Source organism: Williamsia sp. R60 (genome assembly GCF_054063855.1).
In genome coordinates, this window is sequence record NZ_JBSSGR010000003.1 from 411395 (window position 1) to 426523 (window position 15129).

Here is a 15129-nt window from a genome sequence, read left to right on the forward strand (position 1 = left end):
ACAGCAGCCTGTCACGCGCTGTCGCCTGCTTGCACCAGGCTGACAGGGCGGGAGAAACACCCCAGCAAGTCGACACTGCCGCTGCCATGCAGGTTGTATCGGTGTTCTGCACCACCCTCCTCAAGACGACGGTCCACTCACCACTGTGTCAGCGGCGCCGCTCGCGGGATCAGTCATCCTGGCCATCAGCCACGGCAGTGCGTGGTCGAACGCCGCGGCAGCGAATTGCCAGGAGTGCCTGCCAGGCCGAAAGTGGCTCGTGGTGGCGATGTCGACCTTTTGTGCCGTCGCCGAGAGCGCTGTCGCAGCGGCGATTTGAGAGGATCCGCAGCGCGAATGATCGGTTCGGTGACCTTCGGACTCGAACCACCCAGACACTCCGGCGTAGGGCCCGTGAGTCCTCATCGCGGTCGTCGGATCGAACCGCGCCCACTGGTCCGGACGTCCCCGGTAGAGCGAAGCGATTGTCTGACTCCGGTTACCCAGATTGGGTCCAGCATCCCCGGAGATGTCGACGAATGTGTGGAACTGATCGGAATGCTCGACAGTGAGGTCAATGGCGCAGGTTCCCCCCATCGACCAACCCGCCACAGCCCACCGAGCCGGGTCTGGGTTCGCGTTGAACGCCGAGATCACAGCCGGCCGAATCTCTTCGGTTATGTGGGTATCGACGTTCCCGTGCGATCCGTCGACGCACTCGGTGTCGTTGGTAAGGCTGCCTGTGGGGTCGACGAACACCAGAATCGGCCCATACCCGCGGTGCGTATCTGCGTAGTGCTGGACGTGATCTATCGCCTCCCCGCTTCGAATCCAGTCTTCGGGTGTGGTGACCACACCACCGATCATGACCACCGCTGGCAACGCCGGCGGGATGGCTCCCTGAAACCAGGCAGGGGGGAGATAGACGTATTCGGTTCGGTGGTGAAAGTGGCTGCGATCATCGCGGCCGTCGATGGCGACCAGTTTGCCGTTGGGCTCAGCGGTGCCCCGCAAGGAAGACAACGTGCCCAGTGACGCTTGGTTTGCAAGCGGCTGCGCAGTGAGTGCATCCCACGCCCTACCGGTGGTGGGATAGAACCCGGCCCACTGGTTTGCCGCCAGTGCGACGCAAAAGCAGATCGATCCAACTGCGGCAACGCTCGCCACCCTCCGCCACCATTGCGCACGCCACCACTCTGCCACCCCCACGATCACTGCAAACACCGCCAGCGACAACCAGATCCAGAACATCATCGGAGCCGACCCGGGCATGAGCTGCCGCTGAGACAACAGCCCATAGAGCCCGAGCGAAACCGACACTCCGGCTGCGGCACCCGTCACGATCGGCCTGAGACGAAATTTGGTCGCGATCAGCAGGAGCACAGCGGCAGCGACTTGGCTTGCAACAGTTGACCATCCGCCCATCAAGGAGACACCGGCTAAGTTCACCTGCGAAGCCTCACCTTTCAACCTGGCAAAGGCCTGTGAGATTGCCGAGAAATGACCCCTGAACATTGGACGCCTCATCGCGGGGGCTGCCGATAGGGCAGCTGGTGACGTCGCCGGCAACGGTGTGGAATCGGTCCGCGCTGACTGGTTTTTGCGGCGGACAGTCGCAGTAAACTGCAAAAAGTTGAAAATGTCGTTGCAACACAACATATTTCGTAACCGGCTACGGAACGTAGCAAGAATCCCGATGGCGCTTAGGAAAGCCCCGCTTCGTAGGCAGCGATCACGAGATGGACCCGATCGCGAGCGCCAAGTTTGGCCAGGATACGGCTCACGTGAGTCTTGGCGGTCAGCGGGCTGACCACCAGCTCGTCCGCGATCTCCTGGTTGCTTCGGCCCAGTGCGATCAGCTGAAGCACCTCGCGTTCGCGCGCAGTGAGGCTGGCCAGTCGCTCCGGCGCAGGCGCATCCGGGTGACTCAATGCACGGGTGATGACCGCCTTGGTCGCGCCGGGCGACAGCAGTGCCTCCCCCGCCGCGATGGTGCGGATGGCATCCAGCAGCGCGTCGGGACGCGTGTCCTTGGGTAGGAATCCACAGGCCCCCGCGCGAAGGCCGCGCAGTACGTTGGTGTCCGTCTCGAACGTGGTCAGAATCAGCACCTTGCTGCCGCTGGATCCATCGTCAGCGAAGATCTGCCGGGTCGCCTCGATGCCGTCGGTGCTTGGCATCCTGATGTCCATCAAGATGACGTCGGGGCGCAGGTCCCGAGCCAGTGCCACGGCCTTGTCGCCGGTGCCGGCCTCGCCGACAACTTCCATGTCATCAGCGGAGCTGACCAGCAGCGCGAATGCGCCGCGCACCAAGGCTTGGTCGTCGGCGAGCAGGACACGGATCACGATTGCACCCGCCAGATCTCCGGGAGGGGAAGGCTGGCGGACACCTCGAATCCCCCGTACTCGCCCGGGCCGGCTGACAGCTCTCCACCGACGGCCTGTGCTCGCCCGATCATCCCGGCGATCCCGAAGCCGGCCGGTGACATGGTCGGGCTCGGTCGCGCGGGCCCGTGGTCGATGACCGCGATCCGCAGCTGATCGCCGTTCTGGTCGAGGCGGACGGTCGCATGCTTGGCCGTCGAGTGCCGAATGACATTGGTGAGCGACTCCTGGATGATCCGGTAGGCCACGACGGACACTGTCGACGGTAACTCGTCCGGAAGCCGATCAGCCTCCACGTCAACCCGAACACCTGCCGCCTCAGCCATCTCCACCAGGCGTTGCAACTCTCCGAGGTGGGGCGCCGGCTCGTTTGGCTCGGCGTCGCCTCCATGAAGCACGTCCAGCACGGCACGCAGCTCATGGAGCGTGGCGCGGCTCGTGTCAGAGAGGCTGTGCAGCGTGCTGGACAACTCCCGCAGCGACGCATCCCCGCGCATCGGCAGCTGGTCGATCAGATGTGCAGCGACGGATGCCTGGACGTTCACGATCGCAAGGCCGTGCGCCAGGACGTCGTGCAGCTCGGCAGCGATGAGTACCCGCTCCTCCGCGACCCGCCGCTCGACATCGTCGGCGCGCTCCTGTTCGAGACGGGCTGCGACGGCGGCCCTCCAGTCTCGATGGAAGCGGACCGCCAGCCCGGCAAAGAAAGCCATGAACAGCCAGCCGGCGCCGAGGAGAGCATCGCCAGACCCCCCTGATGCCTCGTCGGCGAGAACCGGCACGGTCACCGCGGCCACCCCCACCACGGCGGCGGCGACCCGCCGCTGCGGTTCGCTGTAGCGCGCCGCCGTGAACGCCGCCACAAGTGAGGCCGCCATCGTGGCCTCATGGGGATAGTCGAGGAGGTGGTACGGCGCCGACACGGCGAGGACCGCGACGACGACGAGGATCGGCCAACGCCGGCGGGCCAACAACGGCGCCGACATCGCGCCCAAGAGCACGATTGCCCACAGATCCACTCTTCGCTCGCCGTCGAAATCGACCGCTTCGAGCGTGAACGCGACGACAACGCCGATCACAAACGACCCCGCCACCAGCAGCCGATCGGCCACTGGCGGCCGGAGCGCCGTCATCGTTCACACCGAGTCATCAACACGGTCCTTATCTGCACGCCAGAGCTTGCTGGGCCACCACATCCGCGAACCCAGCGACATCGTCAGTGCGGGAACCACGATGGACCGCACCAGCAAGGTGTCGATGAGCACGCCGACGGCCACCAGTATCCCAATCTCGACGAGCATGACGAGCGGCAGCGAGGCGAGCACCACGAACGTCGCCGCCAGCACGACACCAGCCGAGGTGATCACGCCACCGGTCGTTGCGAGGCCACGTTTGGTGGCCTCGACAGTGCCGTACCGGACGGCTTCCTCACGTACCCGGGTCATCAGGAAGATGTTGTAGTCGACACCGAGTGCGACCAGGAAGAGGAACCCGATCAGTGGCACCGACGACTCCAACCCGGCGAACCCGAGAACGTGGTCGAACACCAGGTTGCATAGTCCGAGGGCTCCGAAGTACGACACCACAACGGTGGCGACCAGCACCAACGGAGCCACTATTGCCCGCAACAGCAGCCCGAGGATGGCGAGCACCACCAACAGGATCAGCGGCATCACCAAATTGCGGTCTCGCTTGTTGGTCTCGGCCTCGTCGAGCTTTTCGGTACTCGGACCGCCGACCAGCGCGGCCTCACCGGCGACCTCGCGTACGTTCTCCCGAAGAAGCTTGATTGTTGCGGTCTCACCCGCGCTTTCGGGCGAGTCGACCGGGACCACCGAGATCTCCACCCAATCGTCGCTGGCCCTGCCGATCTCGGCGCTGACGACCCCCGGCGTACCTGTGGCGGCAGCCAGGACCTCACGGCTGTGATCCGGTCGACTCATCACGGTCAGCGGCTGACCGCCCTGGTCGGGGTAGCGCGCTTCGGTCAGCTTCGCGCCGGTCACCGACTCCGGTGTCGAGCGGGCGAACTGATCCAGCTGCGGAAGGGCGCTGTTGACGCCAACAGTGCCCAGCGCGAGACCGCCGAGGATCAACAATGGCACCACCCAGCCGATGACACGGCGGCGCGCAACCAGTTCGCCAAGCCCAGCCCACCGCGATCCGGACGCGCATACCTCAGCCCCGAGTCGCGGCACGAACGGCCAGAAAACGCGGCGACCGAGCAACACCAGCAGGGCCGGGAAGAGCGTCAGCATGACCAGCAATGCTGCACCAACCCCCGCAGCACCGACCGGGCCGAGACTGCTGATGCTCTTGAGATCCGCGGCCAAAAGGCACAACAGGCCGGCGACCACCGTCGCCGCCGAGGCGAGAATGGCCGGCCCCGCCCCACGCAGGGCCGCCAGCATGGCGTCAATCGGACGTTCGTGGTGGTGCAGTTCCTCGCGGTAGCGAGACACGAGAAGCAGGGCATAGTCGGTGCCCGCCCCGAAGACCAAAACGATCAACAGCGCTGAGCTCATGCTCGTGATCGTGAAGTCAAAGACTTGTGCGAGAACGTAGATGACGCCCATTGACGACACCGCCGCAACCCCGACCGAGACCAGCGGGACCAGCCACAGCACTGGGCTGCGGTACGTCAGGATAAGCAGGAGCGCCACCACCACGGCCGTGGCGAGTAGCAACCTCGAGTCCACGGCATCGAATACCTCGTCCATGTCGGCCCCCAGCGCGGTCGGCCCGGTGACGTACACGTTCAAACCGTCCAGCTGGTCGTCGAGAAGTTGACGCGCATCGGCGGTGGCTCCGGCCTCCTCGGCGACCGCATCACCCTCGAGCGACAGCGAGTACATCAGGGCCGTGCCGTCGTCAGATTCAACAATGTCGGGCGCACCAGCGTCGGCGCCAAATCGCTCAGCCAGCTCGGCGTGACCACGCACGACCGCCTCTCGATCGCCAGGTTGGAGGCCCTCCGGTCGTTCGGACACGACCACGAGCAGCCCGTCCTCACCGCCGGGCAGCCCAGCCTCGGCCTGGAGCACCTTCGTCGACTGGGCGCTGGCAGGCAGGTAGTCGACCTGGCCATCGCGAGTCACCGAATCGAGCTTGCCTGCGAGGGAGTAGCCGCCCACCACCAGCCCGACCCACACAACCACCATCAGCCAAGGCAGCAGGGTCTTCATGCGTGATCTCGTCGTTCTCGTATCGGTACCGCTGCGACCTGGCGCGCGTAGATCAGAAGTCATAGCGATGACGCTGTCAGGCCAGGGGGGCTGACACGTCTGGCCACGGTAGACACTTCGCCGTCCTCCGTGCGGAGTACGACCGACGACGGGGAAGGCAGCCAGGGCGGCGCTTTGGGATCAGGCATGGAGGACGACGACGCAGTCAGAACAGCAGCCTACGGCGAACGCCAACGCGCGAACCGAAGAAACTGAACCGCAACCCGGCGCGACGCCGAGCCCCAACGGTCAGACGTGATAGCTCGTCAGCATATCCGATTGTGGTGCAACATTATTCGTCTCAAGTGACGAAACGACCGTATTTCATAGCCATGGTCCTCGGCGTACCAGGTTGCGGATCAGCGCCTGTCCGTCTGCCTGGAGCCAGGTCCGAGACCATGGACGCGGGCGTATTCGTTTCCGCGATTGGGCTCGCTCATATCCTCTCCCGGGAGCAGACCGATGAGCACCTCCCACGACCTCAACAGCTCAGCCGCGCGCCATATCCACGAACCGGCTCAAATGCAGTTGGTGCGCAACGGTAATCGTTGATGTCGGGCCATTACGGTGCTTACCGAGAATGATGTCGGCTTCGCCGGCACGGGGGTCATCGCGTTCGAATGCGTCGGGACGGTGCAGCAGGATGACCATGTCGGCGTCCTGCTCCAGCGAACCGGACTCACGTAGGTCAGACACCTGCGGGCGCTTGTCGGTACGTTGCTCCGGACCACGGTTCAGCTGACTGATGGCAACCACTGGAACCTCGAGCTCCTTGGCGAGCAACTTGATGCTTCGCGAGAACTCGGAGACTTCTTGTTGGCGGGACTCGACCTTCTTGCCCGACGACATGAGCTGCATGTAGTCGATGACCACGAGCTTGAGATCATGCCGCTGCTTCAAACGCCTTGCCTTGGCACGGATTTCCATCATCGTGAGGTTAGGCGAGTCGTCGATGAACAGCGGCGCCTCGGAGATCTCGCCCATACGGCGAGCCAAGCGCGTCCAGTCGTCATCGCTCATCCGACCCGAGCGCATGTCGCCGAGTTTGATCTTCGCTTCGGCTGAGAGCAACCGCATCACGATCTCGGTTTTGCTCATTTCCAAAGAGAACATGGCACTGGTCATTTGGTGTTTGATGGAGCATGACCGCAGGAAGTCCATCGCAAGCGTCGAGTTGTGGGTGGGGATCATGGCCTCACCCGCAAGGTACATGTGGTCGTTGTTGTCGACCTGCACGCACCGCACCGGAACGCTGTCGATGGGCCGCACATCCACGATGAACCGGGAAGATGAGCGTGACAAGTTCTTGGCGCGGCGACGTTCTTTGTGCAGCAGAGCCTTTCGAGCAAGGCCGAAGACCTCATCGTCGGTCGCGAACGTCAGCGAGTAAGCAGTCGATGAGGCTTCGGTACGCCCATTGACCCGCTTCGTCGATGTGCCGCAGCGGTACCCGAGACTCACAATGAGCTCGCGCACATTGGCCACCAGCGCAGGGTTCGTCCCAGTGAATTGAACCGAGCCGCCCACTGTCACAGTGCCATCGGTGTCGAGGAGCCCAGCGAGTAATGCTCGCCGCTGCTCCTCAGATGCGCGTAGGTACTGTGTCGGAATGTGCTTGTTGCCCAACACCCCGAGCATGCGCAACCGGCCCTGAACGCTACCGACCGAGTACAGGCACTCCTGACAAGCGTATTTGCCGGTGAACTCTTGGCCACACCACTTGCACGGGTTCGGAGCAACTGTCGCAGACATGAACCGCGACTTGCCGCCGCATGACTGACCACATGTACGGACGTGGGCGAAGGCCGGACTGAACTCCTTGCCGCACACGACACAGGACTTCTTCGCAAACGGTTCATCGCAAGGCAAACCGATCCGGTAGCGCAGCTTGACGTTTGCACTCTTCCGGCAGACGTAACCCTCACCCTCGATTCTCATCGGGATTTCGGGATCTGCTGACGTCAGGACCGCAGCATCGGAGGACCCATCGCCCAGCCAAGCGCCCAACGTGTACGGCTGAACCAGCAAGTCCTGTTTCGGAAGCTGAACCGGCCGCGCGTTCGTGACGGAGTGGTTCGCTCGCTGGTCCGCTGTATTGGTGCGAAGCGTCGAAAAGATCTGTCCCGTGGTGCGTACCTCCGCAGGAAAGCGTGGAGAGCGGCGCGAAGCTCGGGTGTTGGTCAGCCACTGGTGCTGCTCATCAGCGATCAGCACAGACCCATCTGAGAACTCGACTTCATAGCAAGGCCGATCGCGCATCACGTCGGTCGCTGCAACAACCCGGGTTGGCTTGCCATCGGCGCCGATCAGGTAATCGCCGACCCGGACTTCCCCCATCGTTGTCCAGCCGGACGGCGTCGGCAGAGGCGTACTCAGTGCCAACGCTTTGCCCACACCAGGCCTCGCCGCAACAATGATCATCTGACCCGGGTGCAAACCGTTGGTCACTTCATCAAGATCGTGGAAACCCGTTGGCACACCGAGGGATAGACCACCACGGGACGCGATGGAGTCGATCTCGTCCATCGTGGGCTGAAGCAATTCTTCAAGCGCCACATAGTCTTCGGCGGTACGACGTTCGGTGACCTCGTAGACCTCGGCCTGCGCGCGGTCGACCACCTCGGCGACATCCTGGCCGTCGGCCCCGGCGTAGCCGTATTGGACGATGCGGGTGCCGGCCTCTACCAGGCGCCGCAGGATCGCCTTCTCGGCGACGATCTCCGCGTAGAAGCCGGCATTGGCCGCGGTCGGCACCGTCGAGATCAGCGTATGGAGGTATGGCGCCCCTCCGATACGTCGAAGCTCGCCCGCGCGGTCGAGCTGCCCGGCAACGGTCACAGCATCTGCAGGTTCCCCCTTGCCGTACAGGTCGAGAATTGCGTCGTAGACCGCCTGGTGCGCGGGCCGATAGAAGTCGCCCGGCCGGAGCTTCTCGAGCACGTCGGCGATGGCGTCTTTGGACAGCATCATGCCGCCCAGCACCGACTGCTCGGCGGCCATGTCCTGCGGGGGCTGACGGCCGAAGTCTTCGCTCGGGGGCGCCTCTTCACGCGGAGTTGTATGCCCACGATCGTCAACTACGGCCAACGCGCCACCCCTTTCGCTTCAGGTTCATCGACCACTATTCCAAGAGGGGCTGACAACCCAATCGCCTCAGATCGCCGCCGATCTGCATGCGCACCCGCCAGACACTAAGGGCTCAGGCCGATCCGGCCAAACGGAGCTGTGGACCATCCTGTGCACCAACTGTGGACGGTGTGCGGATAGTTGTTAGCGCCCTGTTGGCTACCTGTGGATAAGTGCGGTGAATAGAAGCATCGTCCCAGCTCAAATGCGGTGACTCACTTTTTCTTACTGTGGATACCCATTCACACGGCGTGTCTCTGCAAGTGCGGTTTCGGGCGTGTTCGGTTTGACAAATCGACTTGTACTACAAACGCACGAACTTCCATCACTTGCCCTGAAGTGACCGTGACGTGCATAGATCTGTGCTCACGGAACCGGTCACACGAGGCGGCCAACAGTGGTGCAATGATCCGGCACGAACGAATGATCTGGGGAGGCGTTCATGAGGAAGATCATCGGGGTGATTGCCGCGGTCGCGGCCACTGTCGGACTGCTGTCGGCAGGTTCGGTGGCCTCGGCCGTACCGGGTCCCACGTACACACAGGTCCCCGATCTCGCCGGTTACGTGCCTGTGGACCCCTACGGCTACCGGTCCCCCGATTTCGTCGACAACGGCAAGACCTTCTTCGTCACGCCCGGTGGTCGAGTCTGCGCCCTGGGCCCCGGCTACGCGTACGCAGCGTGCACCGGCCACCCGTCCACCGCGCCCCCTGGAATCGTCGGTGCGGCCATCTCGGCAGGGCAGACGGGCCCCTATTGGGTCCCCCCGAACACCTCGTACACGGTGCGACCACGTGGTTGGTTCCAGCCACCCCTGCTTCAGATCGGTGAGTCGATCACCGTCGACGGGTCGAGCTGCGCGGTGAGCCCCATCGGCGTCACGTGCGTGGCCGGTCCGAGAGCGTTCACGTTGACCCAGTCCTGGTACAAGTTCGTGACGCCGGCCGGCGACGAGTACCACGACGCGAACCGCTCCCCCGAGTTCCTTCCTCCCGCACAGCGCTGACCCAATCATCTTGAGCGACAAACCCTCCGACTCTGATCACGTCCTCCGACTGCAACTGGAGGAACTCGCCGAAGTCGGAGGGTCTGGGTGCCGCACACCGACTCCGCGAGTCACCGCCCTGGCGTCGTCCCACCGGCATTGCCGAGTTCGTCTTCGTACGTGTGCATCGCGGAGATCAACGCCGTGAACACCCGATGGGCCGCAGCAAGATCTTCGTCGGGAAGGTCCACCATCGCATCGTGGGTGTGCTTGCCCAGCGGGGCGAAGAACGCCCTCGCCACGGCCATTCCGTGTTCGTCGTAGCGCAGGATCACCTTTCGGCGGTCGCGTTCGTCCGCTTCCCGCCGGATGTGCCCCGAGCCGATCATGCGTTCCACGAGATGGGTCACAGCCCCGCCCGACACCTGCAATCGCTTGCCGAGAGCACCTGACGTCAACGGCGCACCAGCGGCGTCAGCGACCATCACATGCAGCAGGGCGCGAAAGTCGTTTGCACTGAGGTCATTCAGTGTCGCGAACACACGCGAGATCTGGTCGGACTCGGCATTGAGCGCCCGGACATCCGACGAGATCTGGGACTCGAGCGCCGCACGGTTGTCCTGCGCCGGCTGATTGTCGGGCATCGGTACCTCCTGCCAGGACTATAAGGCCTGGAGATAGTTTAGTTGCTCAATATTTTAAAATATGAGATTGTTGGGAACATGGCGACCTCGAACACGTCGACTCATTCTCCCACCTGGTGGGAGCGCTTTGCTGCCGCGGTGAGCGGCCGTAGGTCGTGGTGGATCGCACTGGCGGCCATCCTGATCTCCGGCGCAGCCATGGGGCTCATCGGCGAGAACGACTCGGGAGATCAAGCGCCGGATTCGCTTCCGCCATCGGCTGATTCGGCGCAGGTCAACGAATTGCTGGACAGCTTCCCGGATTCGGACGTATCTGCAGCCGTACTCGTCACCGTTCGCAGCGACGGCGCGCCGCTGTCCGACGACGACGAGGCCGCGGTCGAGCAAGCGCAACAGCGCATGCTGGCGGTCGACCGCTCGGTGCCCACCACCGCATCGGCCGGTCTGGGCGCTGTCGTCTCTCCGGATGGAATCGCAGCCATCTCAGTCGTCCCTGTCAGCGCCGAGCTCAACGGCTTCAAGCTCACCGACCTCGTCGATGAGTTGCGAGACGCCGCCGACGACGGCCTACCGAGCGGACTGACCACCTACGTAACCGGTGGCCCCGCGTTCGGCGCCGACACCGCGAATTCGTTCTCCGGTGCCAACGTCACACTGCTGGCAGTGACGGCACTCGTTGTCGCCCTCTTACTGATCGTCACGTATCGCTCGCCGGTTCTGTGGCTGGTTCCGTTGCTGGTCATCGGGTTTGCCGATCGGTTGGCGAGTTCGGTCGGCACCGGGTTGGCCGAGCTGACCGGCCTCTCGTTTGACGGATCCACCTCGGGCATCACCAGTGTGCTGGTGTTCGGCGCGGGCACCAACTACGCGCTGTTGCTGATCTCGCGGTATCGGGAAGAGCTGCGCAAAGAGCAAGACCACCGGATTGCGTTGCAGCACGCAGTCCGTCATGCCGGCCCAGCCATCCTCGCTTCGAACGCGACAGTGGTACTGGCACTCCTCACGCTCCTGCTTGCCGCATTGCCGAGTACCCGCAGCCTCGGGGCACTGGCGGCCGCGGGTCTTGTTGTCGCAGTCATCTTCGCCCTGCTGGTGTTGCCACCCCTGTTGGCGCTCTTCGGAACTCGACTCTTCTGGCCGTTCACCCCCAAGGTGGGCGATCCGGTGCCCACCGAGGGCGGCAACTGGTTCAAGATCGCAAACGCCGTCTCCCGGCACCCGGTTCGCGTTCTCGCGGTTGCCCTCACGGCATTGATCGCATGTTCGTTGGGTCTGCTCGGCGCAAACATCGGCCTCTCGCAGACCGAGCAGTTCCGCGTCAGCGCGGACTCCGTCGAAGGTTTCGACACACTCGCCGAGCACTTCCCCGCCGGGCAGTCCGACCCGACAACCGTCATCGCGAACACCGCTGCCGCCGAGAGGATCCAGTCCGTCCTGGACAGCACTGACGGAGTGATCTCGGCGACCGAGACGGGACGGTCCGACAACGGCCTCACCAAGTGGTCCGTGGTCATCGACGCCGACCCAGCGTCCGAGCGGGCATTCGACATCATCGATCAGTTACGCGACGCCACGGGCGACGTTCCCGATGCGCAGGCACTCGTCGGCGGGTCCGATGCCAAAGCCGTCGACATCGCAAACGCGTCCGAACGTGATCGGCTCCTGATCATCCCGCTGATCCTCGCCGTGGTGTTCGTCATCCTGATCGTGTTCCTGCACGCCCTGGTGGCACCGGTGGTGCTGGTCGCGACAACAGTGCTGAGCACCATCGCCGCCATCGGGATCGGTAGCCTCATCAGCGAACACATCTTCGGCTTCCCGGCCCTGGACAACAACGTCCCGCTCTACTCCTTCCTCTTCTTGGTTGCCCTGGGAATCGACTACACGATGTTCTTGGTGATCCGCGCGAGGGAGGAGACACCCGGCCACGGCACGCGAGACGGCATCGTGCGGGCAGTGGCCTCTACCGGTGCCGTGATCACCAGTGCGGGAATCGTATTGGCCGCAGTCTTCTGCGTGCTCGGCATCCTCCCGCTCATCACACTGACCCAGCTGGGCATCATCGTCGGACTCGGAATCCTCCTCGACACGTTCCTGGTTCGGACCGTGGTGATCCCCGCACTCTTCAGCGTGATCGGGCCCCGCATCTGGTGGCCAGGCACCGTGGACCGAAAAGCGCGTCCACAACCGGAGTTACAACAACAGAAGTAGGAGATGACACCATGGCGTTTTCACCACGCCGACTCAGTCGCATCGTGATCGGCGGTCTTGCAATCGCTTTCGCTCTTGCCTGTGCGGCTCCCGCTTCGGCGGACACCAGCTCGCTACCCCAGCCGCTGAAGCCGGTGGCCAAGCTGGACACCCAGCGCTATCTCGGTGACTGGAATCAGATCGCCGCCATCCCACAGCCGTTCAACCTCATCTGCGCGCGCGATACGATAGCGAATTACCAGTTGCTCGACCCGTCGAACATCCGGGTGGAGAACACCTGCACCACCTGGACCAACCAGGAGAACCGGATCGTCGGCAACGCTCGGGTCAACGACAAGGTGACCGGTGCCCAGCTCCACGTCAGCTTCCCAGGCGTTCCGACGCAGGAATCCAAGGACGGGCCCACCAACTATGTGGTCACCTACATCGCCGATGACTACTCCTGGGCATTTGTCGGAAGCCCGGAGCGCACATCAGCATTCGTGTTGTCGCGTGAGCCGGCCGTGAGCACCGACCAGTGGAAGCAGATCCGCAAGGTCGCCGAAGACCGCGGCTACAACGCCTGCCTGCTCCTCACCTCTCCGACCACCGGCGGTTCAAACGAGATCCGTCCGCTCTGCACCGTCTGATCATTCGCAGATACAACAAACCCCCGACCACATGTGGCCGGGGGTTTGTTGCGTGTAGAACCTGGTGACTACTTGCCGGCAGTCACGGTGAGGTTGAACTGTGCAACAACATCGCTGTGCAGGTTCACCAAGACCGGGTAGGTACCGGTGGCCTTGATGTGACCCTTGGGCAGCTCGATGTTGCGCTTGTCGACAGCAGGTCCGCCGGCACTCTTGATGGCACTGACCACGTCAGCGGCCGAGACCGAACCGAACAGCTTGCCCGAGTCGTGGGTCTTGACACCCAACGTGACCTCGGCGAGCCCTTCGATGGCCTGCTTGAGCTCGTTGGCGTGCTCGAGACCGCGCACTGCGCGAGCGTCCTGTGCACGACGAATGCCTTCGACCTGCTTCTCTGCTCCGCGGGTGGCGACGATGGCCAGCCCACGAGGCAGCAGGAAGTTACGGCCGTAGCCGTCTTTGACCTCGACGGTGTCGCCGGGGACACCCAACTTCTCTACCTCTGCGGTGAGGATCAGTTTCATGTTCTTGGTCCTTTCCGCTTATCGAGAGGTGGAGGTGAAGGGCAGCAAGGCAACTTCGCGCGAGTTCTTCACCGCGATGGCCACGTCCCGCTGATGCTGGACGCAGTTTCCGGTGACCCGACGCGAGCGGATCTTGCCACGGTCAGACAAGAAACGACGCAGAAGCGCGGTGTCCTTGTAATCGATCAGCAGGTTCTTCTCTTTGCAGAAAGTGCAGGCCTTGGCCTTGACGATCTTTTCTGCGCCACGGACCTTCCGTCCGCCTTTAGCTTTTCCAGCCATGTGTTGTCACTCCAAAAGTGTTGAGGTGCACAGCTACCTGTGCAGACTCAGATGTTCGTCAGAACGGTGGTTCGTCGTCCCCGCCACCGAACGAGCCGCTGGCAGGCGCGCTGCCCCACGGATCGTCGTTCTGTGCGGCTGCACCCGAGTTCGCAGCAGCGCCGCGGTTTCCACCGCCGCTTCCGCCGGAACCGAAGTTGCCGCCGCCTCCGCCACCGCCGCCGCGCGAGGCCCGATTGACCTTTGCGGTGGCGTAGCGCAGCGAGGGACCGATCTCGTCGACCTCGAGCTCCACCACGGTGCGCTTCTCACCCTCGCGGGTTTCGTACGACCGCTGCTTGAGACGGCCGGACACGATCACTCGTGAACCCTTGGTGAGGGATTCGGCAACATTCTCGGCGGCATCGCGCCAGATGTTGCACCGCATGAACAGCGCTTCGCCGTCTTTCCATTCGTTGGACTGCCGATCGAACGTGCGTGGCGTGGATGCCACGGTGAAGTTCGCGACGGCTGCACCGGACGGCGTGAACCGGAGTTCCGGATCTGCCGTCAGGTTTCCGACAACGGTGATGACGGTATCGCCTGCCATGTGTATCTCCCGAGTTCAGTTGCGGTTGCGCAGTGGTGTGGGTCGATGTGCACCGAGCCTAGAGCCCGGCACCGACACGCATTGGACGTTCGAGCGAGCCCGATCGGACCACTCGAACATCACGAGCTACTTGGCAGGCTTGGCCGCAGCCTTGGCAGCGTGCTTCGCAGCAACCTTGGCGCGGCGTACCTTGGCACGCTCGTCCACGCGCATCACCTTGGTGCGCAGCACGGACTCGTTCAGCTTCAGCTGGCGATCGAGCTCGGTGACCGTCTTGGGCTCGGCATTGAGATCGACGACTGCATAGATCCCCTCAGTGTGCTTGAGGATTTCGTAGGCAAGACGGCGCTTGCCCCAGACATCAACGCCCGCAACATTTCCGCCATCCTGGCGAATCACATTGAGGAAGGTATCCAACGATGGAGCTACAGTTCGCTCATCCAGGTTGGGGTCAAGAATGACCATCAATTCGTAGTGACGCATAAGACCTCATCACCTCCTATGGACTAGGTCGGCCACGGACGATCCGTGGCAGGAGGGTCGCCTGCG

At 63.3% G+C, this 15129-nt stretch carries 12 protein-coding genes and 1 pseudogene; 3 read left to right on the forward strand and 10 right to left on the reverse strand.

Annotated elements, in window-relative coordinates; genetic code table 11:
- Positions 1–120: 120 nt before the first annotated feature.
- The 5 genes from ACVWY6_RS15290 to dnaB all read right to left on the reverse strand — a co-directional run bounded on the left by ACVWY6_RS15290 (position 121) and on the right by dnaB (position 8677).
- Positions 121–1428, reverse strand: coding sequence for an alpha/beta hydrolase-fold protein (locus ACVWY6_RS15290; protein ID WP_457539160.1), 1308 nt, complete (start codon positions 1426–1428; stop codon positions 121–123).
- Between the two features lie 254 nt (positions 1429–1682).
- Positions 1683–2330 carry a response regulator gene (locus ACVWY6_RS15295; protein WP_457540169.1) on the reverse strand — a complete coding sequence of 216 codons (648 nt, stop codon included), beginning with the start codon at positions 2328–2330 and terminating at the stop codon, positions 1683–1685.
- Complete coding sequence (locus ACVWY6_RS15300; protein WP_457539162.1) at positions 2324–3499, reverse strand: sensor histidine kinase; 1176 nt, start codon at positions 3497–3499, stop codon at positions 2324–2326. The genes ACVWY6_RS15295 and ACVWY6_RS15300 overlap by 7 nt, the downstream gene beginning before the upstream one ends.
- Before the next feature lie 3 nt (positions 3500–3502).
- Positions 3503–5551, reverse strand: coding sequence for an MMPL family transporter (locus tag ACVWY6_RS15305; RefSeq protein ID WP_457539164.1), 2049 nt, complete (start codon positions 5549–5551; stop codon positions 3503–3505).
- Between the two features lie 528 nt (positions 5552–6079).
- On the reverse strand, positions 6080–8677 hold the full coding sequence (gene dnaB / locus ACVWY6_RS15310) for a replicative DNA helicase (RefSeq protein WP_457539165.1): 2598 nt from the start codon (positions 8675–8677) through the stop codon (positions 6080–6082).
- A 481-nt stretch (positions 8678–9158) separates the two neighbouring features.
- On the opposite strand from dnaB, the gene ACVWY6_RS15315 reads away from it, so the two are divergent.
- Positions 9159–9722, forward strand: a complete 564-nt coding sequence (locus tag ACVWY6_RS15315) for a hypothetical protein (RefSeq protein ID WP_457539167.1) — start codon at positions 9159–9161, stop codon at positions 9720–9722.
- 110 nt (positions 9723–9832) lie between these two features.
- Here ACVWY6_RS15315 and ACVWY6_RS15320 read toward each other — a convergent pair whose 3' ends face one another.
- Positions 9833–10345, reverse strand: coding sequence for a MarR family winged helix-turn-helix transcriptional regulator (locus ACVWY6_RS15320; protein ID WP_457539168.1), 513 nt, complete (start codon positions 10343–10345; stop codon positions 9833–9835).
- Positions 10346–10423: 78 nt separating this feature from the next.
- On the opposite strand from ACVWY6_RS15320, the gene ACVWY6_RS15325 reads away from it, so the two are divergent.
- A complete protein-coding gene (locus ACVWY6_RS15325) occupies positions 10424–12556 on the forward strand; it encodes an MMPL family transporter (RefSeq protein ID WP_457539169.1) in 2133 nt (710 codons plus the stop codon).
- Positions 12557–12567: 11 nt separating this feature from the next.
- The gene (locus ACVWY6_RS15330) at positions 12568–13185 is read left to right on the forward strand and encodes a lipocalin family protein (RefSeq protein ID WP_457539171.1); all 618 of its coding nucleotides are present in this window, start codon (positions 12568–12570) and stop codon (positions 13183–13185) included.
- Between the two features lie 68 nt (positions 13186–13253).
- Here the strand turns inward: ACVWY6_RS15330 and rplI are convergent, their stop codons facing one another.
- The 4 genes and pseudogenes from rplI to rpsF all read right to left on the reverse strand — a co-directional run.
- Positions 13254–13709, reverse strand: coding sequence for a 50S ribosomal protein L9 (gene rplI, locus ACVWY6_RS15335; RefSeq protein ID WP_023958688.1), 456 nt, complete (start codon positions 13707–13709; stop codon positions 13254–13256).
- Between the two features lie 18 nt (positions 13710–13727).
- Complete coding sequence (gene rpsR / locus ACVWY6_RS15340) at positions 13728–13991, reverse strand: 30S ribosomal protein S18 (RefSeq protein ID WP_023958686.1); 264 nt, start codon at positions 13989–13991, stop codon at positions 13728–13730.
- A gap of 58 nt (positions 13992–14049) precedes the next feature.
- Entirely contained in the window at positions 14050–14580 is a 531-nt protein-coding gene (locus ACVWY6_RS15345; RefSeq protein WP_023958684.1) for a single-stranded DNA-binding protein, read from the reverse strand.
- Between the two features lie 207 nt (positions 14581–14787).
- Positions 14788–15063 (reverse strand): annotated as a pseudogene (gene rpsF, locus ACVWY6_RS15350) (30S ribosomal protein S6); the annotation flags it as partial.
- Positions 15064–15129: the final 66 nt, after the last annotated feature.